General features: G+C 59.8%; 20 protein-coding genes and 1 pseudogene. 8 read left to right on the forward strand and 13 right to left on the reverse strand.

Going from position 1 to position 22884, the window contains the following annotated elements; all coding sequences use genetic code 11:
- Positions 1–34 precede the first annotated feature (34 nt).
- Positions 35–784, forward strand: a complete 750-nt coding sequence (fapE, locus tag C4J83_RS17175; protein WP_124417714.1) for a fibril amyloid subunit FapE — start codon at positions 35–37, stop codon at positions 782–784.
- A gap of 49 nt (positions 785–833) precedes the next feature.
- Positions 834–2144, forward strand: a complete 1311-nt coding sequence (gene fapF, locus C4J83_RS17180) for a fibril amyloid transporter FapF (RefSeq protein ID WP_124417715.1) — start codon at positions 834–836, stop codon at positions 2142–2144.
- Positions 2145–2205: 61 nt separating this feature from the next.
- Here the strand turns inward: fapF and C4J83_RS17185 are convergent, their stop codons facing one another.
- Complete coding sequence (locus tag C4J83_RS17185; protein WP_106579747.1) at positions 2206–3531, reverse strand: sigma-54 dependent transcriptional regulator; 1326 nt, start codon at positions 3529–3531, stop codon at positions 2206–2208.
- Positions 3532–3874: 343 nt separating this feature from the next.
- Between C4J83_RS17185 and C4J83_RS17190 the strand changes: the two genes are divergently transcribed.
- A complete protein-coding gene (locus C4J83_RS17190; protein ID WP_106579746.1) occupies positions 3875–4135 on the forward strand; it encodes a hypothetical protein in 261 nt (86 codons plus the stop codon).
- Positions 4136–4219: 84 nt separating this feature from the next.
- Here the strand turns inward: C4J83_RS17190 and C4J83_RS17195 are convergent, their stop codons facing one another.
- From C4J83_RS17195 to gnd, 3 genes are read right to left on the reverse strand one after another with little or no spacing between them, the layout of a single operon-like run.
- Complete coding sequence (locus tag C4J83_RS17195) at positions 4220–5044, reverse strand: HAD family hydrolase (protein ID WP_119735925.1); 825 nt, start codon at positions 5042–5044, stop codon at positions 4220–4222.
- Positions 5041–6564, reverse strand: coding sequence for a glucose-6-phosphate dehydrogenase (gene zwf, locus C4J83_RS17200; RefSeq protein ID WP_124417716.1), 1524 nt, complete (start codon positions 6562–6564; stop codon positions 5041–5043). The genes C4J83_RS17195 and zwf overlap by 4 nt, the downstream gene beginning before the upstream one ends.
- Positions 6561–7544: a phosphogluconate dehydrogenase (NAD(+)-dependent, decarboxylating) gene (gnd, locus tag C4J83_RS17205; RefSeq protein WP_124417717.1), complete on the reverse strand. Its 984-nt coding sequence runs from the start codon at positions 7542–7544 to the stop codon at positions 6561–6563. The genes zwf and gnd overlap by 4 nt, the downstream gene beginning before the upstream one ends.
- A 269-nt stretch (positions 7545–7813) precedes the next feature.
- Here gnd and C4J83_RS30525 point away from each other — a divergent pair, with 269 nt between their 5' ends.
- From C4J83_RS30525 to C4J83_RS17220, 4 genes and pseudogenes are all read left to right on the forward strand, one after another.
- A complete protein-coding gene (locus C4J83_RS30525) occupies positions 7814–7990 on the forward strand; it encodes a DUF6026 family protein (protein ID WP_164487944.1) in 177 nt (58 codons plus the stop codon).
- A gap of 151 nt (positions 7991–8141) precedes the next feature.
- On the forward strand, positions 8142–9884 hold the full coding sequence (locus C4J83_RS17210; RefSeq protein ID WP_124417718.1) for a phosphoethanolamine transferase CptA: 1743 nt from the start codon (positions 8142–8144) through the stop codon (positions 9882–9884).
- Positions 9885–10011: 127 nt separating this feature from the next.
- Positions 10012–12248, forward strand: a pseudogene (locus C4J83_RS17215) (TonB-dependent siderophore receptor).
- Between the two features lie 143 nt (positions 12249–12391).
- A complete protein-coding gene (locus C4J83_RS17220; protein ID WP_106579740.1) occupies positions 12392–12613 on the forward strand; it encodes a hypothetical protein in 222 nt (73 codons plus the stop codon).
- A 172-nt stretch (positions 12614–12785) separates the two neighbouring features.
- Here the strand turns inward: C4J83_RS17220 and zapE are convergent, their stop codons facing one another.
- Genes zapE through C4J83_RS17235 form a run of 3 tightly spaced genes read right to left on the reverse strand, consistent with a single transcriptional unit; the run spans position 12786 to position 15020 of the window.
- Positions 12786–13892, reverse strand: a complete 1107-nt coding sequence (zapE, locus tag C4J83_RS17225) for a cell division protein ZapE (RefSeq protein ID WP_124417719.1) — start codon at positions 13890–13892, stop codon at positions 12786–12788.
- A gap of 15 nt (positions 13893–13907) precedes the next feature.
- Positions 13908–14243, reverse strand: a complete 336-nt coding sequence (locus C4J83_RS17230; RefSeq protein WP_119735936.1) for a nuclear transport factor 2 family protein — start codon at positions 14241–14243, stop codon at positions 13908–13910.
- A gap of 51 nt (positions 14244–14294) precedes the next feature.
- Positions 14295–15020: a helix-turn-helix transcriptional regulator gene (locus C4J83_RS17235; RefSeq protein ID WP_124417720.1), complete on the reverse strand. Its 726-nt coding sequence runs from the start codon at positions 15018–15020 to the stop codon at positions 14295–14297.
- Between the two features lie 159 nt (positions 15021–15179).
- Between C4J83_RS17235 and C4J83_RS17240 the strand changes: the two genes are divergently transcribed.
- The gene (locus C4J83_RS17240) at positions 15180–16226 is read left to right on the forward strand and encodes an aldo/keto reductase (protein ID WP_124417721.1); all 1047 of its coding nucleotides are present in this window, start codon (positions 15180–15182) and stop codon (positions 16224–16226) included.
- 46 nt (positions 16227–16272) lie between these two features.
- On the opposite strand, the gene pepN is transcribed toward C4J83_RS17240, so the two are convergent.
- Genes pepN through C4J83_RS17270 form a run of 6 tightly spaced genes read right to left on the reverse strand, consistent with a single transcriptional unit; the run spans position 16273 to position 22773 of the window.
- On the reverse strand, positions 16273–18930 hold the full coding sequence (pepN, locus tag C4J83_RS17245) for an aminopeptidase N (protein ID WP_124417722.1): 2658 nt from the start codon (positions 18928–18930) through the stop codon (positions 16273–16275).
- A gap of 13 nt (positions 18931–18943) precedes the next feature.
- Complete coding sequence (locus tag C4J83_RS17250) at positions 18944–19774, reverse strand: DUF2797 domain-containing protein (protein WP_124417723.1); 831 nt, start codon at positions 19772–19774, stop codon at positions 18944–18946.
- A complete protein-coding gene (locus tag C4J83_RS17255; RefSeq protein ID WP_017138108.1) occupies positions 19771–20031 on the reverse strand; it encodes a YeaC family protein in 261 nt (86 codons plus the stop codon). The genes C4J83_RS17250 and C4J83_RS17255 overlap by 4 nt, the downstream gene beginning before the upstream one ends.
- A gap of 14 nt (positions 20032–20045) precedes the next feature.
- Complete coding sequence (locus C4J83_RS17260; protein WP_124417724.1) at positions 20046–20915, reverse strand: rhomboid family intramembrane serine protease; 870 nt, start codon at positions 20913–20915, stop codon at positions 20046–20048.
- Positions 20912–21886, reverse strand: coding sequence for a metallophosphoesterase (locus C4J83_RS17265; protein ID WP_164487985.1), 975 nt, complete (start codon positions 21884–21886; stop codon positions 20912–20914). The genes C4J83_RS17260 and C4J83_RS17265 overlap by 4 nt, the downstream gene beginning before the upstream one ends.
- On the reverse strand, positions 21883–22773 hold the full coding sequence (locus C4J83_RS17270) for an NAD(+) kinase (RefSeq protein ID WP_010210870.1): 891 nt from the start codon (positions 22771–22773) through the stop codon (positions 21883–21885). Before C4J83_RS17270 ends, C4J83_RS17265 begins: the two co-directional genes overlap by 4 nt.
- Between the last annotated feature and the right edge of the window lie 111 nt (positions 22774–22884).

A 22884-nucleotide genomic window follows, 5' to 3' on the forward strand; every position in this document is an offset into this window, starting at 1 on the left:
CGCAATAAGGAGCAGGACGCTCCAGGAGCACACGATGAACACTCGACGCTGGCTGACGGTCATGTGCCTGGCAGCCTCAGTACCTGCTTATGCTTCCTCGACGTTCAAGCCGATCGAACTCAAGGACTCGGAAATGGCCGAGCTGCGTGGCCGTTATGTCATGCCGGGGCGGATTATCAGCTTCGGGATCGTCATGAGCAGCACCTGGACCAATGCCGCCGGTGCAACCGTCACTGGCACGGCCAATATGCAGGTCAGCTCAGCCACCGTGACCCCTCAGTTTTATGTGCAGGTGACCGGCAATGATGGCACCGGCATCGCCAAGCAACCCCAAGGCACCGGCACGGTCATCGGCGGCGCAGGCCTGGGCACGGGCCAGGGCGTGACGCAAAGCGTGCGCGCAGCGGGCGACGGCAACACCGCCAGCAACGGCGTGGACATCAACGTCAGCCGAAACGGCTTGGCGCCTGCCAACTACGTGCAATCAGGGCAAGCGCTGATGGCTGGCCAGCCGATCACCGGCGGCACCGCTGCTGGCCAGGTGACGGTCACGGCCAATAACGGCGGGCTGCAAATGGCGCTTCAGGCCAGTAACAATCAGGGCAATGTGGTGCAGCAAATTGGTGGCGGCAACGTCCTGCAGGGCACGGTCATTCAAGGCAACAGCAACTTTGTAAACAACATGACCCAACTGAATGTGGTGCTGGGCAATAACGGTCTGAACAACCTCACGCAGAACCTCAATCTTGATCAACTCAAAGGCCTACGCCCCTCCGGTTATTGAACTACGCTGAGCCACGACACTTACGCATTAGAAAGGGACGGCTTATTTCATGCATCGATCGCTATCGTTACGTGCCGTGGTTTGCTTGAGTACGCTCTTGCCCGCATCAATGCTATACGCCGCACCCGATGCCGACATTGAGGGCTTGAAACAGGAACTGCTGGAACTCAAACAACGCTATGAAGTGCAGCAAAAAGCACTGGCCGTACTGGAACAACGCGTACGACAAGTAGAAGACCAACCCGCAACTCCCGCCCCCAAACGCTTGGCCAAATCCCCCGCCGACTTCCAGAAAGGCGGCACCACCGTGGCCGGTCATACGCCTGGGACAGGTGCGGCGGCTGCCTCGGGTGGCGCCGGCGGTGGCAGTTCCTACGGGCAAAGCCTCAAGGACGACTCGGCCCCGGCACAAAGCGTGAGCAACCTGTACAACGAAGCCAGCGGCTTCTTCGGTAATGGCAAGTTCAGCTTCGAAACCGGCCTTACCTATGCCCGCTACGATGCCCGCCAGCTTTCCCTCAACGGCTTTTTGGCCCTGGACTCAATCTTCCTCGGCAACATTAACCTGGACCGAATCAAATCCGACAGTTGGACCCTGGACCTGACCGGGCGCTACAACCTGGACAACCGCTGGCAGTTCGACTTGAACGTGCCGGTGGTGTACCGCGAGTCGACCTATCAGTCGGGCGGCGCCAACGGCGACTCCAACGCCACGTCCGAAGCGTCGGTGACCCGAGACCCAACCATCGGCGATGTCAACTTCGGCATTGCTTACAAGTTTCTGGATGAAAGCGCCAACCTGCCAGATGCCGTGGTGTCAGTGCGCGTCAAGGCCCCGACCGGCCAGGAGCCCTACGGCATCAAGCTGATCGAGCAAGTCAATAACAATAACCTGGCCGTGCCGGAAAGCCTGCCGACGGGTAACGGTGTGTGGTCGGTGACGCCAGGCATCTCCCTGGTGAAGACCTTCGATCCGGCGGTGCTGTTCGGCTCGCTGTCGTATACACATAACTTCGAGGAGTCATTCGGCGATATCAGCCCTAACGTCAACCAGAAAGTCCCCGGCAAAATCAGCCTGGGCGACAGCTTCCAACTTGGCCTGGGGGTCGCCTTTGCCCTTAACGAAAAAATGAGCATGTCGTTTTCCGTGTCGGACCTGGTGCAGCGCAAAAGCAAGATCAAGCAAAACGGCCAGGACTGGCAGTCGGTGGTGTCCAGCGATGCCAACGCCGGTTACTTCAACGTGGGCATGACCATTGCCGCGTCGGAAAACCTGACCATCGTGCCGAACCTGTCGATCGGCATGACGGACGATGCGCCGGACTTTACGTTCAGCCTGAAATTCCCGTACTACTTTTAAGCCGCGCAAGGAAAAGCCCCGCAACGATGAGGGTCGTTGCGGGGCTTTCGTTTTACCCGCCCTAGCGGATCTGGTGTTTGTGCAGCAATCGGTAGAACGTCGGCCGGGAAACCCCCAGCACACGGGCTGCGACACTCAGGTTGTCGCTGTGCCGATTGAGCACATCGCACAGCGCCTGGCGTTCGGCACGGTGCTTGTAATCTTCCAGTGTAGCCATCGGTGGCGCAATTGCCTGCTCGCCCAGCAAACCCAGGTCCGCCGCTTCGATCTGCCGCCCTTCGGCCAGCACCAGGCCGCGGCGGACGCGATTGGCCAACTCGCGCACGTTGCCCGGCCAAGGGTGCTGCCCCATGGCTACCAGTGCATCCTCGCTGAAGCTGCGCGGGCGGCGCCCGGTTTCCTGACTGTAGAAGCGTGAAAAGTGGTTGGCCAGCATCGCTACATCGCCGTGGCGCTCACGCAAGGGCGCGGTGACCACCTGCAGCACATTCAGGCGGTAATACAGGTCTTCACGAAAGGTGCCCTTCTCAACCGCGGTTTCCAGGTCGACGTGGGTTGCCGCCAATACCCGCACATCCACAGGGATGGGTTGGCTGCCGCCGACACGTTCGATTTGCTTCTCTTGCAAAAAGCGCAAGAGGTTGGCTTGCAGCTCCATCGGCAAATCACCGATTTCATCCAGAAACAGCGTGCCTCCGTGAGCCGCCTCGATGCGTCCGACCTTGCGCTGGTGTGCGCCGGTAAACGCACCTTTTTCATGGCCGAACAGTTCGGACTGAATCAGGTGTTCGGGAATTGCACCGCAGTTGATGGCCACAAATGGCTTGGCGTGGCGCTGGGACTTGCGGTGCAGGGTCTTGGCCACCAGCTCTTTACCGGTGCCGCTGTCACCGCGAATCAACACGGGCGATTCCGTCGGTGCCAACTTGGCCAAAAGCTTGCGCAGTTCACGAATCGGCCGGCTGTCACCCAGCAATTCATGCTCGGGCTCATCGATCAGCGTATGGCCTTTGCCACGCAAACGGGCCATGCCGAACGCACGCCCCAGCGTGACCTGCACGCGCGCCACGTCAAACGGCAAGGTGTGGAAGTCGAAAAACCACTCGCAGACGAAATCTCCGACATTTTGCAGGCGCAAAACGTCCTGGCTGAGCACCGCGATCCACTCGGTGCCACTGCGGCTGATCAACTCCTTGACCGCTTCCGGGCGCTCAAGGTGATAGGGCTGCAAGCGCAGCAGGCCAACATCGCAGGACCGATCGCCGACGGTGCCAAGGGCACAGCTGTCGACTTCCCATCCGGCGGTGCGCAAACCGGGCAGCAGTCCGTGACAGTCATCACACGGATCGACCACAAGCAGACGACGCTGGACAGGTGTAACAACCATGACTATTCCTTGGCGCCAATATTATTAAAGTTATTTAGAAACAACGGTTTGTGAGGTCTGGCGCTAACACTAGCAAGGTATTGACGCGCGCCTTGTACCATTTCGCTATAAGTGTTGGCACAAAGCCAGCGCTGAAAGTTTGCGGGTAAAAGAGTGCCGTGCACCGCAACGGTTATTCAGCTTTCAAAACAGCCGCTTACATGACGTTGATCACGGAAAGTTGAAATTTCTTGCTCTAGCATGTGACCCGTACCCCGCCATCGAGCATCAGTACAAGTAACTCGCCGTCTGGCTCGCCCAACCGACGGTACTCACTTGAATGGGCATTAGAGAGAAGACCCACATGAACGCCCCGCTCCGCATCAACGAAGCTCTTTTGATCGCAGACCGTGCTTTCCAACCCTTCCAGTGCGTGGCCTGGCACGATGGCAATGGCGCCCTCAGCCTGAGCGTCATCGACCGCACCAACACGCGTATTGGCAGCAAACAACTGTCCTCGAGTGCCTACACCGACCCGGCTCAGTTGGAAGATCTGTTGTTGCAGGCCCGCGCCGAACTCGACAAAGATGGCTATAAGTTGCAGTCCTGGGCAATGCCCAAGTAAGACAACACAGCAACTTCCGATCATTACCCTGGTGTAAAAACAATGATCGGAAGTTCAGTGCATACGCATTGCGCGTGACGGCGCTTATTGCGCCGCCAGAATAAACCGTTCTAACGCTTGTGCAGCACCATCCTCGACATTGCTGCCGGTGACGACGCTGGCCTGACGTTTGACGGCCTCTTCTGCCTGGCCCATGGCAATCGACAAACCGGCCACGTGAAACATCGCCGGGTCGTTGCCGCCGTCGCCAATGGCGGCCGTCTGCTCCAGCGGTACACCCAGGTGCGCAGCCAGCGCTTTCAAGGCATCACCCTTGTTGGCCTGCATCGCCGTCACGTCCAGGTAAATCGGTTGCGAACGCGACACATGGGCCAGCCCCTGAACCTTGGGCTGCAACTGCGCTTCAAGCTCGACCAGCAACTCAGCGTTGCGACTGGCCGCGACAATTTTGTCGACCCGGTCCAGGTACGGCTCAAAACTCTCCACGACCAGTGGCCCATACCCCAGGCCAGCAGCTTCAACCGCCACCATGGGCCCAGGCGGGTCACGCCGCAGCCATTCGCCGTCGGCAAACAGCCAGACTTCCACGCCCGGTTGCCCGGAGAACAGCGCCAATGTGACCAGCGCCGCCTCCGCCGGCAGGTGATGGGCCAGCAGCACGCTGCCATCGGGATTGATCAACGTGCCGCCGTTAAAGCCTGCCACCGGCACGTCGATGCCGAACGTTTCGATCATCTGCATCATGGCCTTGGGCGGCCGCCCGCTGGCCAGGCTGAAGAACACGCCGGCGTCGCGCATGGCGCGCACCGTATCAATGGTGCGCTGACTGGGCGTGTGGTCGGGACGCAGCAGCGTCCCGTCCATATCGCTCAGGACAAATCGGATGGGATGGATCGCGGCATCATTCATCCCAGGCTATGCCAGGTACGGCCATCGCGGGCCAGCAAGGCATCGGCCGCTGCCGGGCCATCTTCACCGGCCTTATAGGCCTGGATGCCACCGTCCTCTTTCCAGGCGTCAAGGAACGGCTGCACCGCACGCCAGCCGTTTTCGATGTTGTCAGCGCGCTGGAACAGGGTCTGGTCACCGGTCATGCAGTCGTAGATCAGGGTTTCGTAACCCGTCGACGGTTGCATCTCGAAAAAGTCCTTGTAGTCAAAACCCAATTCGATATTGGCCATCTCCAGGGTGGGCCCAGGCTTTTTGGCCAGCAGGTCGAACCACATGCCTTCATTGGGCTGGATCTGGATTTTAAGGTAGGTGGGCTTGAGCTCATCCACTTCGGTATCGCGGAACTGCGCGTACGGCGCGTGCTTGAAGCAGATCACGATTTCGGTGTCGCGAATGCTCATGCGCTTGCCGGTGCGCAAGTAAAACGGCACCCCGACCCAGCGCCAGTTGTCGATCATCACCTTGAGGGCGACGAACGTCTCGGTGCTGCTGTCGGGCGCGACGTTGGCTTCTTCGCGGTAGCCGGGAAGCGCCTTGCCGGCGATCTCGCCTGCGGTGTACTGGCCGCGTACCGAGTTGGCCCGCGCATCTTCCAACGACCACGGCCGGATGGCGCCGACGACCTTCGCCTTTTCACCACGCACCGCATCGGCACCAAACGCTGCCGGCGGCTCCATGGCTACCATTGCGAGCAACTGGAACAGGTGATTGGGCACCATGTCGCGCAGGGTGCCGGTTTTTTCAAAGAAGTTTCCGCGGGTTTCCACGCCGACGGTCTCGGCCGCGGTGATTTGCACGTGGTCGATGTAATGATTGTTCCAGAACGCTTCAAAGAGCACGTTGGAGAAACGGCTGATCAGAATGTTCTGCACCGTTTCCTTACCCAGGTAATGGTCGATGCGGTAGATCTGCTTCTCGCTCATCACCTTGAGCAGGCATGCGTTCAGCGCTTCGGCGGTGGCGAGGTCGGAACCAAACGGTTTCTCGATCACCACACGACGGAAGCCATCGTCGGTTTCATTGAGCAAGCCGGCGCTGCCCAGGCGCTGCACCACTTCACTGAAGAAGCGCGGCGCAGTCGCCAGGTAGAACACTGCATTACCGGTGCCGCTGTCGGCGATCTTCTTGCCGATGTCAGCGTAGGTGCTGTCGTCGAGGAAATCGCCCTCGACGTAGCTGATGCCCTTGGCCAACTTAGCCCACAACTCTGGGTCGAGGGCGTTTTCGCCATTGCCCTTGACCTTGCTTGCGGCCTCGGTGCGGATGAAGTCCTCGAGTTTCTTGGCGAAGTCGGCATCGCTGATGGCGTTGTGATCAACGCCCACAATGCGCAGGCCTTCGCCCAGCAGCCCGTCACGACTCAGGTTGTACAGCGCCGGCATGAGCAGGCGCTTGACCAGGTCGCCATGGGCGCCAAACAGAAACAGCGTGGTGGGCGGAGCGGGTTCGGCCTTGGGTTTCTTGCCGTTAGCGGTCATTTTTTGGAAGTCTCCACATGGCCGCCAAAGCCGAAGCGCATGGCAGACAGCATTTTGTCACCGTAGGTGCTCTGCTGACGGGAACGGAAGCGAGCGAACAACGAGGTGGACAACACAGGTACCGGCACCGCTTGCTCCATGGCCGCTTCGATGGTCCAACGGCCTTCGCCACTGTCGGCCACGGAACCTGAGTAGCCGTCAAGCTTGGGATCGGTGGCCAGCGCGTCGGCGGTCAGGTCCAGCAACCAAGACGAGACCACGCTGCCACGGCGCCAGACTTCGGCGATGTCAGCAACGTTGAGATCAAAGCGCTGATCTTCCGGCAGGTTTTCCGAGTTTTTAGTCTTGAGGATGTCGAAGCCTTCGGCAAAGGCCTGCATCATCCCGTACTCGATGCCGTTGTGAATCATCTTCACAAAGTGCCCGGAGCCCGCCGGACCCGCATGGATATAGCCATGCTCGGCGCGGCTGTCAGCCGAGGCGGAACGGTCCTTGGTGCGAGGTATATTACCCAGTCCCGGGGCCAGGCTGGCGAAGATCGGGTCGAGGCGCTGCACGGTCTCGGCGTCGCCACCGATCATCATGCAGTAGCCACGCTCCAGGCCCCAGACGCCGCCGGAGGTGCCGACGTCGACGTAGTGCAGGCCTTTTTCCGACAGTGCTTTAGCACGACGTACGTCGTCTTTATAGTTGGTGTTGCCGCCGTCGATGATCACGTCACCGTCTTCAAGCAGCTCACTGAGTTCATTGATGGTGGTTTCGGTCGGGTCGCCTGCAGGCAGCATGACCCAGATGGCGCGAGGCTTTTGCAGCCCAGCGACCAAGGCCTTCAAGTCGGCAACGCCTGTGGCGCCCTCCTCGCTCAAGCCTTTGACGAAGGCTTCGTTACGGTCGTATACAACGGTGGTATGCCCATTGAGCATCAGGCGCCGCGCAATATTACCGCCCATGCGGCCTAGTCCGATAATCCCCAGTTGCATGTGCTGATGCTCCTAACTGCCAAATAAATGTGTGACATAGTTTATAGCGCAATGAGGCTAATGAGGGTTAGTCCAGAGCGGATCCTTGTAGTTTCATGACAAAAAAATGGCCATCGTTTCAGCATCACGGCCGCAAAAGTCACAACGACCATCAAAAATAAAAAAGTTCCATTGATTCAAAAAAGAATTCAGAATCGCTGCGACTGTTGCCGAGGACCTCGATTAAGCGTTCCGGCACCGCGATCTACCGGCTATTTGCGAGGTAAGCAATGAGCACAGCACAGACGATCCGCCCGCCACAGACCCTCTATGTCACCGTCCGTCGCGACGAACTGCGCCAGTTGAAAGACGAGCGCGATCAGCTGCAGCAGGAAGTCCTGCGCCTGCGCTCACACCTTCAAGCGCAAATCAACCAAACGTCCGGGCCCCAGCCCGCACTTTGCTGAACGTGGGCTGAACGAACCGTTCAGGAATAACTCACGAAGTTTTCACATCCTCCTCCCGATACTCCCGCCGAATAGGGCCACCCACATGCGGTAGCCCTCTGCTGCGCGTATTCCTGCGCGGCAACTGGCAATTATCGGGTTGGAGCGCTGGATGGCGATGTTTAAACGCAGCACGAAGTCTGCGAAAGGCTTTGATTGGGCCGGCCTCGGCTGGTTGTTTCTGTTTTTCTGGTATTTCTCGGGCATTACCCAACTACTGATCCAGCTGACCGGCACTTCCGGCTTCAGCGGATTTCGCCAAGCCTTTTTCCTGAGTGCGTTCTGGCTTGCGCCGATGCTGCTGTTCCCGCGCCGTACGCGCCTGCTCGCCGCCTTGATCGGCGTTGTGCTGTGGGCCTGCTCCATGGCCAGCCTGGGTTATTTCTTCATTTACCAGCAGGAATTTTCCCAAAGCGTCATCTTCATCATGTTCGAGTCGAACATTTCTGAAGCTGGCGAATACGCCACTCAATACTTTGCCTGGTGGATCGTGCTGGCGTTCATTGCCCACACCGCCCTGGCGATTTTCCTGTGGACTCGCCTGCGTCCGGTTTACCTGCCGCGTGGTCAGTCGATCCTGGCGGCCACGGCGATTGTCCTGGCGGTGGTCGGTTATCCGTTGGTGAAACAGATTGCAACCAACCCCACCATGGAACTGGCCATCGATGGCTTCGAGTCGCGGGTAGAGCCTGCCGTGCCTTGGCAGATGATTGTCGCCTACCGCCGCTACACCGAACAGTTGAACAGCATGCAAGGCATGCTCACGAGCGCCAGCCAGATCCCGCCCCTGAAGAACCTTAAGGACAGCATGGCCGGCCAGCCGTCGACCCTGGTACTGGTAATCGGTGAGTCCACCAACCGCCAGCGCATGAGCCTCTACGGCTACCCGCGCAATACCACACCGGAACTGGACAAGCTGCGCGACCAACTGGCGGTGTTCGATAACGTCATCACCCCGCGCCCCTACACGATTGAAGCGCTGCAGCAGGTGCTGACCTTCGCCGACGAAGAAAACCCTGACCTGTACCTCAAGACACCGTCGATTGTCAGCGTGATGAAACAGGCTGGCTACAAAACCTACTGGATCACCAACCAGCAGACGATGACCAAGCGCAACACCATGCTCACGACCTTTTCCGAACAGGCCGACGAGCAGGTGTACCTCAATAACAACCGCAACCAGAACGCCCGTCAGTACGACGGCGATGTGCTGGCGCCGTTCGCCAAGGCCCTGGCCGACCCCACCGAGCGCAAGTTCATCGTGGTGCACTTGCTGGGCACCCACATGAGCTACCAGTACCGTTATCCGCCGACCTTTGACAAATTCACCGATCGTCAGGGCGTACCGCCAGGCATCAGCGACCAGCAGCTGCCGACCTACAACAGCTACGACAACGCGGTGCTTTACAACGACTTCGTGGTATCAAGCCTGATCAAGGACTACGCCAAGACCGACCCCAACGGGTTCCTGCTGTACCTGTCGGACCACGGCGAAGATGTCTTCGACTCCGCCGGCCATGGCACGCTGGGGCGCAACGAAGGCAAGCCGACGGCACCGATGTACACCATTCCGTTCATGGCGTACGCCTCGCCCAAGTGGCGCGAAACCCACGACTGGAGTTTCGCCAGTGACCTGCAACGCCCTTACAGCAGCTCGCAACTGATTCACACCTGGGCGGACATGGCCGGGCTGAGCTTTGATGAATGGGACCGCAGCAAAAGCCTGGTCAATGACAGCTTCAAGGCGCGCCCACGGATGATTGGCGACCCGTATATAGGCCAGAAAAAAGGCCTTATTGATTTCAGCTTGATCAAGCCGAAGAAGGTCGATGCCGCCGAAGTGGTGGTCAAATAATCACCGGCGCTGCAACACAAAGATAACAATCATTCTCGTTTAAGCCTAAAGTTCCCCCGCTCCTTTCGTCTTTGAGCCATGCCTTCCCTTCCGGGGTGGCATCAAAGACGACAAGGAGTCCGCTGCGATGTTCGCACCTTTTACCCGTTCCATGACCCTCACCTTTGGCCTGTTCGGCGCCGTTGCCAGCCCGGACCTGATGGCTGAAACAGACCCCGAACACCCGCCGATCAGAGCCTATGAACTGGGTGCGACCAGCATCACCGCCGAAGGCCTGGGCACCACCACCGAGCACACCGGGGCTTACACGACCGGATCGATGAGCACCGCCACCAAGCTGAACCTGTCCATCAAGGAAACCCCGCAATCCATTTCGGTGATCAGCCGCCAGCAGATGGATGACTTCAATCTCAATACCCTCACCGATGCCTTACGCCAGACCACCGGCGTTACGGTGCAGCACCTGGATTCGGACCGGGCGAGTTACTCTTCCCGCGGCTACTCGATCAGTAACTTCCAGATCGACGGCATGCTCAATACCTTTGGCCGCATGAAGTCCGACGCCGACACCATCATCTACGACCGCATCGAGGTTGTGCGCGGCGCCACCGGCCTGACGACCGGGGCGGGCGACCCTTCTGCCACCGTCAACATGATCCGCAAGCGCCCCACCACAGAGTGGCAAGCCAAGACCGGCGTCAGCGGTGCCAGCCATGACAATTACTACAGCTACATCGATGTAGGCGGCCCATTGGCGTTTGACGGACGCCTGCGTGGCCGCACAGTGCTGGCGTACCGTGACAGCCAATCCTTTCGCGACAGCTATGCGATGCAGCGGGAAGTGGGCTACGGCATCCTCGAAGCCGATCTGACGGACAACACCGTTGTTGCCGTGGGCGTGGACTACCAGAACAAGCATGTGCAGGGCAGCTCCTGGGGCACCCTGCCCTATTGGAACAGCGATGGCAGCAAGGCTCGGCTGTCCCGCTCCGCCAACCTGGCCACCGACTGGAGCTCCTGGCCACTCAAAGACACAACCACCTTTGCCTCCATCGATCACAGACTGTCCGCAGACTGGCGCCTTAAAGCTGCCTACACCCATCGCCAAAGCGACACGGACGGCAAGGTGTATTACGGCGGCGCCGGCTTTCCCAATCCGGATGGCAGCGGCATGACGGCCTGGACCAACCAGATGGTCGGCACATCGAAAATGGACGTGGTGGATTTGAATATCGCCGGTTCTTATTCGCTGCTGGGGCGCGAGCATGAATTGATGGTCGGGTATGGCGAATCCGAACAGCGCGATACGGCGCCCTTTCAGCGCATCAATATTCCCGAGGGCTACACGGACATCGAAGATTGGCGACACATGAGTGGCATCGCCAAGTTCCCGGACCGCACCACTGGCCTCAAGGGTGAACACAGCAGCCGAAAACAGAAGGCGGGTTACCTCGCCACACGCCTGAGCCTGACCGACCAGCTGCATGCCGTATTGGGCAGCCGCTATGGCAGTTGGGAAATCGAAAGCGTCTCACCTGAATACAACACCGATAACCAACTGACCCAATCCCCTAAAACCCGCCAGACCCACAACGACATGTGGACGCCTTACGCTGGCCTGCTTTACGACCTCACACCCGAATACACCGTGTACGCCAGCTACACCGATATTTTCAACCCGCAAACCGCGCGTGATTCCAGCAAGAAGTACTTGGAACCGGTGGTGGGCAGCAACTACGAAATAGGCCTCAAAGGCAGCCTGTTGAACGAACGCCTGAATCTGGCGACGGCGTATTTCTGGAGCACTCAGGATAACGTGGCCGAACTGGACAACAACGCCGCGCCGGACCCGGTCAGTCGCGAGCAGTTCTACACCGCCAGCGGCCAAGGCAACAAGGTGCAGGGCTTTGAAGTCGAGGTCTCGGGTGAGGTCATGCCGGACTGGAATCTGTCGGCGGGCTATACCTATACCCACTCGGCGAACGGTGACAAGCAGCGCAACAACACCAACCTGCCGCTCAACCTGCGAAAATCTCGACGGCCTATCGCCTGCCGGGTGAGTGGCGCGGGTTAACGGTGGGCGGTGCGGTTAATTGGCAGAGCGATTTTTACGCTTTCGCTAACCGACCGACAGGCGGCCGCAACGAGGAAGGCGACCTGAACACCCAGAGCACCAGAATCACCCAACAGGCCTACACGGTGGTCAACGTGATGTCGCGCTACCAATTCGACGAACATGTTTCAGCGTCGCTTAACATCAACAATCTATTTGATAAAAAGTATTACGAGCGTGTCGGCTTTTATAATGGCGTGTATTGGGGCGACCCGCGTTCCCTCACACTTGCGCTGGACTGGAGGCTTTAAATCGCGGTCCCGAAGTTAACAAAATCGTTAACTTTGGGGCGCCAACCCGTTAATTCCCACTTAATAAGATCTCCCCACAATCGCCCCATGAATCTGATCACGGACGAGGCGGATACCGATCACACTTAATGGGGACACCTCACATGAAACTTTCGACCTTGATGCTTGCCAGCCTGATGACCCTGACTTCCGTAGCCGCCTTTGCAGAAGGCGGTTCAGAGCGCTCGAAGGAGTTCTATAACAACTTCACCTTCATGCAACAGAAGACTCATGGCACCACTGACCAAACAGCGATTGCCGATGGCAAGAATGTAAAGACCCGCACGGCTGAACAATCCAGTGAAGAACCGCAACCCAACAGCTGATTTAATACTTAGTTAATCCGCATTACCCTGTGCCATCCCGCTCCGTTGGCAAAGGTCAACTTGGCGCCATTCGATGGCGCCTTTTTTTGCACTTTTATTTATCAAAGCGCTTTGTTCCTGGACGAGATGCGCCCCTATGCCGGAACAACACGCGCCCTGCGCAAAAAAACTCCTAGGTGCCGAAGCGCTGCAGTTGCATCTCCTGCAAGCGGCTGAGCGTGCGGCGGAACGGAAACTCCAGGTAGCCTTCGGTGTAGAGGCTTTCAAGCGGCACCTGGGCCTCGATGTATAAGGGCACCTTGCGGTCATAGCACTCGTCCACCAGCGCGATAAAGCGTCGCACGCTGTCATCGTGCACCGACAGCTGCGGCAGCTCGCGGTCACCGGCCACCACGCGTTGGGCCGCGTCTTCGGTGCCGCGGGCAATCCTTGCCGGACGTTGTTGCGCGCTCAAGCAGGGGACGTCTCCCAACAGGATGGCCGTGAAGCGATCGCACAGCAGCATGAAGTCCATGGCGGCCAACGGTTGCTCGCACAGCTGCGCGTAACGACACCAGAGCACCGTGTCGCACCATTGCACCGCCACAATCGAGCGCAAGCCGACACTGACTGGCCCGCTGCGCACCGCCTGCCCTGCGCTCAATTGCTTGAACAACGTAGCGAGCGCATCTGGCTGGCTCACCCAGTAGCGCTGCAGCCCCACGCCGGGATGCAAACGATGATCTTCGCCACCGTCTACCGCCACCACCTGCATATGCTGTTTGATCGCCTCGATGCCTGGCACAAAGCGCTCGCGGTTGAAGCCGTCGGCGTAGAGCTGATCTGGCGGTTGATTGGACGTGCTGACCATCACCACGCCCTGATCAAACATGACCTGGAACAAACGGCCGAGAATGATCGCATCGCCAATGTCATTGACGAACAATTCGTCGAAACACAGCACGCGGACTTCCTGGCTCAGCTCGCGGGCCAATGCCTGCAGCGGGTCCTGGATACCCGTGAGTTGAAACAGACGCTGATGCACCCACCCCATGAAATGATGAAAATGCTGACGGCGTGCTGGCACCCGCAGGCTTTGATAGAACTGGTCCATCAACCAGGTCTTGCCCCGTCCCACCGGCCCCCACAGGTAAACACCGGTCACTGCCGAACGGCCCTGGTGCAGGGCTTCGTGACAGAGTTGCAGGGCTTCAACCGCACGGCACTGGGCCTCGTCTGGGACGAAACCTTGCTGGGTGGTGGCGTGTTGATAAGCGGCGAGTGGCGAGTCGAACGTCATGCGCGCCAGTATGACTTACACAGAGATATCCAGCCGTGAAATCTTGCCCTGCTCGTTCAGTCGAAAGGTATAGCGCAGCGCCAGCGGGCTGCCGGGGAAATTACCGGAAACCACATTGCTCACCAACACTTTGCCGGTGCGATGCTGCACGTTCAGCACTTCAACCCGGGGCTGATAGCGACGCCCGGTGTCCTCCATCCAGCGCACAATCGCGGCGGTGCCGACTTGATGCTCACCCTCATCAAATACATTGGCATCGGCGGCAAAACACTGGTCAATGGTTGAAGTGTTGCGAGTATTGGTCGCGGCGATGTAGGCCACAATCGCGGGTGCCAATTCAGGAAGGGACATGGCGCAGCTCCTTTTTAATGATGTATGACGCCATGCTAAGCCAGGGTTGTGTCAGTTTTTGTCAGGAGTAAACGGCCCGGACTCGTTCTGCTCCATCAGCTTGCGCCAGGCTCGCAACAGGTCGCTGCGTCGGCCAGGGTATCGATCACCCTGAGCGTCGGCCGCGGCCACTCGGTCAGTGCGAAAGGTGCGAAAGGTGCGATAAGCGCCGCGCAACTCGCACCACGCCACAATCACGCGCACTTCATTGAGAAACCCCAGGGCCAGCGGCCAGATCAGGCGCTGGCTCTGGGTTTGGCTGGCGTCGGCGTAATCGATGTGCAGCTTGGCCTGATTGCGGATCGCTTCGCGAAACACATTCAACGGCACGCGATTTTCCGGGTAACCGAATCCCGGAGGGCCGGGTAACAGCGTGGGGTTGCGCAACGCTTCCTGGGCGGCGGGATCGAGCACATCGGCGATTTTCGCCAACGCATTGGCCGCGGCGCGGCTCAGCACATCGTCGCCACGTTGATCGACATAACGCAGGCCCAGCACGATCGCTTCGGTTTCCTCGGCGTTCAGCATTAATGGCGGCAGAAACAGCCCGCTACGCAGCACATACCCTACCCCGGCCTCGCCAAAAATCGGTGCCCCCAGCGCTGTCAATTCAGCGATATCGCGATACAGCGTGCGCTCGGACACCTCCAGTTGCGCTGCCAATACAGCGGCAGTCACCGGGCGTTTCTTGCCCCGCAGGGCCTGCAACAACGTCAGCAACCGTGTGGTACGCGACACGTCAAACCCGCCGAGAAAGGAAAAAAGTGCCGCAGCTTAACAGAGCCCCCTGTCAGAAAACGTCAGCAGTAAAAAAGCCTCTTGACCGAATAAATTACGCGGATCATATTAAATACATGTTTCAAGACATGTAAAAAATCACCCCACAGGAGTCTTTGTATGCGCAATAAAGTCTTTGGTCGCCGCAGCGGCCTGCAGGTATCGGAACTGGCTCTGGGCACCGGTAATTTCGGCACAGGCTGGGGCCATGGCGCCGAGCGCGACGAAGCCAGGCAGATCTTCGATGGCTATCTCGAAGCAGGAGGCAACTTCCTGGATACCGCCAACGGTTACCAGTTCGGCCAGGCCGAAAAACTGCTGGGGGAGTTTATCGCCGCCGAGCGCGACAACCTGGTGGTCGCCACCAAATACAGCCTGCGCACCCAGCCTTCCGATGAAGGCACGCTCAAGCTCGGTAACAACCGCAAAAACATGGTGCGAGCCGTCGAAGAGAGTCTCAAGCGCTTGAACACCGACCGCATCGACCTGCTCTGGGCGCACATGAGCGACAACGTCACGCCGATGGAAGAGATCCTGCGCGGCTTCGATGATTTGGTGCGTGCCGGCAAAATTCACTACGCCGGCCTGTCCAACTTTCCCGCCTGGCGCATTGCCCGCGCGGATCTGTTGGCGGAAGTGCGCAGCTTCGCGCCGATCATCGGCGTCCAGGTGGAATACAGCCTGGCCGAGCGCAGCGCCGACCGCGAGTTGCTGCCGATGGCCGAAGCATTGGGCCTGGGTGCCACGCTGTGGTCGCCGTTGGGCGGTGGTTTCCTCACCGGCAAATACCGTGAAACGCAGGACGACAACCGCGCCAACAAACTGGGCATGCTGATCCACTCGGAAAAGAGCGCCCGCGAAACCGCAGTACTCGACACCCTGCTGGCAGTCGCCGGCGAACTCGACGTCAGCCCAACCCACGTCGCCATTGCCTGGCTGCGCGAAAAAGCCCGACGCTCGACCACCGCGCTGATCCCGATCCTCGGCTCACGCACCCGCGCGCAGCTCGATGCAACCCTGGGTGCACTGAACGTGCAATTGTCGGCCGAACACGTGACCCGCCTGGATGGCGCCAGTGCCCAGCCGCTGGGCGTTCCGCACACCATCATTGCCGAGCGTTTCCCAATCGACACCAGCTTGGACACCCCTCGCCCACCGGTTATCTAAGGCAAAAAAAAACGGCCCGAACAGGCCGTTTTTTTAATCGCAGACTTTACGCAAGGCTCTTGCTGACCACCTCGAATACATCACTGGACAGTTCACCGGAGGCACGAATGCGCTCCAGCTCCGCCTTCATCAGCGCCTGGCGCGCGCCATCGTATTTGCGCCAGCGGGTCAACGGCGCCAACTGGCGCGAAGCGATCTGCGGGTTGAACCCGTTCAACTGGATCACCAGGTCGGCCAGGAAACGATAGCCCGAGCCATCGGCGGCGTGGAAGTTGATCAGGTTCTGCCCGGCAAACGCGCCGACCAGCGCCCGCACCTTGTTCGGGTTCTTGAGGGTGAACGCCGGGTGCTCCATCAACGCCCTGACGCGCGCCAAGCCGCCAGGCAAGGTGCTGCCGGCCTGCACGCTGAACCACTGGTCCATGACCAGCGGGTTGTCCTTGAAGTTCTCGGCAAACACCGCCAACGCCTGCGCCTTTTCCGCCTCGAACGGCGAGTTGACCAACACGGCCAGCGCCGTCAGGCGCTCCGTCATGTTGTCGCTGGTGTCGAACTGGTCCAGCGTTGCCGCCAGCACTTCCTGCTTGCCGCTGAGCATCAGGTACGACAGCGCAATGTTCTGCAGGGCGCGACGGGCAAAGTGCTCGGCCGCCGCCACGTAAGGTGTCTGCTTGGACAGCTCGCGGTTCGCCTGGTAGCGCAGCCACAGCGATTCATAGAGGTTGTCGGCCAGCTGCTTGCGCGCATACTCACGGGCGGCGTGGATGGCCTCGACGTCCGCCACTTCACTGATTTCAGTCAGGTAGGCCTCGCTTGGCAGCGAGAGCATCTCGGCGACCATCGCCTGATCCAGGCTTTCATCGCTCAACACCGTGCGCAGCGCGTCGATCAGGCGTTGATCCAGCTTCAACGGCTGACCCGCTTGATGCTGTCCGATCAGCTCCTGCAACACTTGCACCGACAGTTGCTGGCCGGCATCCCAGCGATTGAACCCGTCGCTGTCGTGTTGCATCAGGAACATCAGTTGGTCGCGGTTGTACGGGAAGCTCAGTTTCACCGGCGCCGAGAACCCGCGCAGCAACGACGGCAGCGGTTGTTCGGCGATATCGACGAACGTGAAGGTCTGCTCGGCTTCGGTCACCGAAATCACTCGGGACGTGGCGCCAGCGCTGGCCTCACCGGCCAGGCGCAAGGCAATCCCGGCGCCGTTGGCGTCCAGCAGGCCCAGCGCCACCGGGATCACGAACGGCAGCTTTTCAACTTTGTCCGGGGTTTGCGGGCAGCTTTGACGGAAGGTCAGGATGTAGGTCTTGGCAGCGGCGTCGTAGGACTCGCTTACCGCCAGACGCGGTGTACCGGCCTGGCTGTACCAGCGTTTGAACTGGGTCAGGTCCGCGCCGTTGGCGTCTTCCATGGCCTTGATGAAGTCGTCGCACGTCACGGCCTGGCCGTCATGGCGCTCGAAATAGAGATCACTGCCCTTACGGAAGCCTTCAGCGCCGAGCAAGGTGTGGATCATGCCGACCACTTCCGAGCCCTTTTCGTACACGGTCAGGGTGTAGAAGTTGGAGATTTCGATGAAGCTGTCCGGGCGCACGGCGTGCGCCATCGGGCCTGCGTCTTCAGCGAACTGGTGAGTACGCAGGTACGCCACGTCCTGGATGCGCTTGACCGTGGCCGAGTTCATGTCGGCGGAGAAGCCGGAATCACGGAACACCGTGAAGCCTTCCTTCAGTGACAGCTGGAACCAGTCGCGGCAGGTCACGCGGTTGCCCGACCAGTTGTGGAAGTATTCGTGCGCGACGATCGCCTCGACGCGCTGGTGCGCAGCGTCAGTGGCGGTTTCTGCGCGCGCCAGCACGGCGCTGGAGTTGAAGATATTGAGGCCCTTGTTCTCCATGGCGCCCATGTTGAAGTCGTTGACCGCCACGATCATGAAGATGTCGAGGTCGTACTCGCGGCCGTAGGTCTCTTCGTCCCAGCGCATGGATTTTTTCAGGCTATTCATGGCGTGCTGGCATTTGTCGATGTTTTCCGGCTCGACGTAGATGCGCAGCGCCACTTCACGGCTGGTCATGGTGGTGAAGGTGTCTTCGACGCACCACAAATCGCCGGCCACCAGCGCGAACAGGTAGGCCGGTTTCTTGAACGGGTCTTCCCAGGTCGCCCAGTGGCGCCCGTCTTCACCCGGGCCGCTGGCAATCGGGTTGCCGTTGGACAGCAGCACCGGGTAGCTGTGTTGCTCGGCGATCACCGTGGTGGTGAAGGTGCTCATCACGTCCGGGCGGTCGAGGTAATAGGTGATCTTGCGAAAACCTTCGGCCTCGCACTGGGTGCAGAACATGCCGCTGGATTTGTACAGGCCTTCCAGCGCGGTGTTGGTTTCCGGGTGGATGCGCACGCTGGTGTCGACCGTGAAGGTCTCGCGGGTCGGGTGCAGGGTCAGGTGGCTGTCGGTCAACTGGTAGTCGGCTTCGCTCAGCTCACGGTCGCCCAGGTTGACGGTCAGCAGTTCAAGCTGCTGGCCATCGAGCACCAGCGGCGGCAGGCCCGCACCACGCTCGGGGTTGCGGCGCATCACCAGCTGCGCGTGGACCAGGCTGTGGTCCTCGAACAACTCGAAGGTCAGGTGCGTCTCTTCGATCAGGTAGTCCGGCGCCTGATAGTCCTTCAGGTAAATCATCTTCGGTTGTTCGGTGCGCATGGGTGGCATCCTTTTACTGATGCACGGCGAGCTGGTAGGCCGTGTACTTACGAATGTTGATAACGCCGGTGTCGAAGATCAGGTATTGGCCCTTGATCCCCAACAGCGTGCCTTCGGCAATCGGGTTCTTGTCCAGGTTGAAGCTGACGATCTTGGTCGGATACTGCTCGACCGGGTAGCGGATTTCGATCGGTTCAATGTCGGCAATCGTTTGGATGGCCTGCAGGCCAAAGCGTTCCTGCAAACTCTGCAGGCCTTCGGCGCACGAGGCAAACAGCGCATCGCGCACTTCGGTCAGGTTCACCGCCACCGCATCGCCCTTGAGCAGTGCGCGCCAGTTGGTCTTGTCGGCCACCTGACTGCGAAACAGGTCTTCGACGAAGCCGGATTGCTGGCGGGTCGCCACGCGCATGATCGGCAGCGCCTGGCTGGCGCCCTGGTCCAGCCAACGTGTCGGCAGCTGGGTGGCGCGGGTGATGCCGACCTTGATGCCAGACGAATTGGCCAGGTAGACCACGTGGTCGGTCATGCAGAATTGCTCACCCCAGCCCGGATCACGGCAAGTGCCGGCGTCGTAGTGGCAACGCTCGGGGCTCATGATGCACAGGTCACACTGGGCCAGTTTGGTCATGCATGGGTAGCAGTAACCCTGGCTGAAACTGGTTTTGGTCTTGCGCCCGCAATGGCTGCAATGAATGGCGCCGAGGTATTCCAGGCGCACGTGCGTGCCGATCAACGGGTTGACCGGCACCTCGGTATCGCCAAGGCGAAACGCGTATTGAACGGTCGGCTCACCGAGTTGCGCCGACATTTTGCTGACTGCACCGCGACCAATTTCAATCAATGGATCGCATCCGACTTGAACAGAATGTTCGGCACCGGTGCCGATTTCGACGCGCATTCCTGCGGGCCCATGTAGCCGGTGCGCTGCTCTTCGGGCAGGTTCTGGATTTCCCAGGCGATCACCGCTTGCAGCGACAGCTCGCGCTGCTCGGCGGTGAGCTTGCGGCCGTCGGACCACTTGCCGATTTCCACGGCGAGCTTGAGGCTCTCGTAGATGTCCGGGGTGATGTTTTCGATCATTTCAGCAAAAGAGGACATTAGGCTCTTCCTTATCAAATGGAGGCTTTGCGGCGGTTGTACAACCCACCCAGCAAACCCGTCAGGCAACCGATGACCAAGCCGCTCAGATGAGCCGCGTTGGCGATTTCGCCGAAACCGATCATCGAGATCAGCCCCGACATGCAGAGCACCAGCCATATCAGCATCATCGCCAGCACCCCGCGAGGCAGGCGATAAGCCGGGTTGGGCGACAGCAACTGGAAAATCCAGCAATGCCCCAGCAAGCCATACAACACGCCGGACAGGCCGCCAAACAGGCTCGGGCCGCCATAGGCGTATTGCGCGTAATTGGACACCAGGCTGAACAACAGGGTCAGGCCCAGCAGGTTGATACTGCCCTGGCGCACCTCAATGCGCCGGCCGAGTTCCCAGTACCACATGCCGTTCATGGCCAAATGCAGGATGCCGAAGTGGATCAGCATCGGCGTAACCAACCGCCACCATTGCCCCGACGCCATGGTCTCGGCAAAGGGCGTGAACTGAAGGTACTCGCCCGTCACATGGAACGGCAAAAACGTCAGCCAGCTCATGGTTTGCAGGTTTTCACCCAGCAACGTCACCGCACCGACAATGATGCTCGCCAGCAGCACCAGCGCTGTCACCGGGCTGTGGCGCACCTGCTGAACAAAACTGGGGCGCGTAACGGGCGCCCGCTCGGGGATGTCCAGTTGCTGGTCCGGGTCACCGGCGGGAAAGCGTTGGTACAACACGCGCACGTCTTCGCTGATGGTTTCGGGCACCCACAACACCTGCTCGCCGGCCTCTTCGCTGACACGATGGGGAACTTGCATGCGTTGCAGCAACTTGACGAAACCCGCCAGATCGACACTCAGCGGCAAGCGCAAAACAGCTACGGTGCTCATGAAATAACCTCAGGGCGCTCAACGTCGACCCATACAAATTTACGCGGATCCAGCTGGGTTTCCTGGTCCAGCCGATACGCCACCAGCTTGCCGTACAGCACGGCGCTGTAATCCAGGCAAGCCAGGTTCGGGCGGATCGGCGCGGGTTTGCCGCTGCGCCAGTAGTGGCCGACGAACAGCAACGGCTCGTCGATGCCATAGCGCAGCAGGGAATTTTTTTCAGTCGACGACAGCGGCGTACGTGCCACCGGTTCCGGCAGCGCATCGGGCTGGAACACGATGTCGCCGTAGGTTTTCGGGTCGTCTTCCCAGAATTTGGTGCGAAAGAACGAGCGCGTCAGCCCATCGCCACCGGTCAGCGTCAGGCCGTCCGGCAGGCGCATGTCGGTGCCGCGCAGCAAGCGGTCGAAGGCGTTGCAGGCAAAACTGCCCGGCACGGCGGCGGCCTGCAAAAAGTGCTGGTCGATGCAGCCATCCGGAAAGGTCGCGCGCAGCGGCTGGATAAAGCCCTCGTCCCAACACGCGTGCACCACACGGAAACGCCCGGCATCGACAAACAGCGGCATGTCATAGAACCAGCCGAGAAAGTCGTGCCAGTCGGCCGGGTGGTGCTCGAACTGGGTCAGGGTCTCGTGGATCAACCGCGCGTGGCGTGGGTTGTGCTCGCGCACAAACTGCTTGCCACTGCCCGGCGGCGCGGGCGTGCTCCAGCCCAGCGCGTTGAATTCATGATTGCCCATGATGCACAGCGCCTGACCGGCCTCGGCCATGTCGTGGACAATATGCAGCGCCTCGCGAATGCGTGGGCCACGGTCGATGATATCGCCGAGGAACACCGCCATTCGCGTCGGATGGCGCCAGGTGCCGCCCTGTTTGTGGTAGCCCAGCCGGTCGAGCAAGTGCTCAAGGGTATGAGCGCACCCGTGCACGTCACCAATCAGGTCGTAGCTACGCGCGGGATCGAGCATCAGTCGCCTCCACCCCCCAAGCGGCTGCCCCAGCCCAACTTGGTGCGGCACACTTCGTAGTAGTTGTGGTCCAGCGGGTGGATCAACCGCAACTTCTGCGCCTTTTTGCTCACGGTGATGGTGTCACCGGGGGCGCACGTGAAATGGTTCTGCCCGTCACAGGAGACTTGCGGGTAGATCTGCATGTCTTTGGACACCACGATTTTCAGCTCACTGTTGCCATCGACCACAATTGGCCGGCTGGACAACATATGGGGGTACATCGGCACGATCACAATGGCATCCAGCTTGGGGTGCATGATCGGCCCGCCGGCCGACAGCGCGTACGCCGTGGAACCGGTCGGCGTGGCCACAATCAGGCCGTCGGCCTTCTGGCTGCACACGAACTGGCCGTCGATATACAGCTCGAACTCGATCATGCGCGTCGACTTGCCGGGGTGCAGCACCACGTCGTTGAGCGCGTCGCCCTGGCCGATGGCTTCGCCGTGGCGGCGCACTTCGGCCTGCAGCAGGAAGCGGTTTTCGACCAGGTAATGGCCGTCGAGCACCTTGGCCACTTCAACTTCAAGGTCATCGGGACGGATATCGGTCAGGAAGCCCAGGCTGCCGCGGTTAATCCCCAGCACCGGCACATTATGCCGCGCCAACGCCCGGGCTGCGCCGAGCAGGCTGCCGTCGCCGCCGACCACAATCACCATGTCGCAGACTTCACCGAGCATTTTGCGCGACGAGGTTTGCAAGCCATGGCCCGGCAAGATTTCGGCGATGGTGTCTTCGAGGATCACGTGCAGGTGGCGCTCGAGCAGAAACTTTTTCAGTCGGCGGACGGTGTCCAGCACCTGGGTACTGCCCAGGCGACCGATAATGCCGATATTGCGAAATTGCTCCATGGGGCTCCTGCGGGATGTGGGGTGTGGCAAAAACAACGATTATGGGCGAAAGGCCGCGTCAGGCAAAATCCTTTGTAGCCGTGAACCCTCGATGACAATGGTTCTCAGCCA

Origin of the sequence: Pseudomonas sp. LBUM920 (genome assembly GCF_003852315.1) — a bacterium.
Lineage (GTDB): Bacteria > Pseudomonadota > Gammaproteobacteria > Pseudomonadales > Pseudomonadaceae > Aquipseudomonas.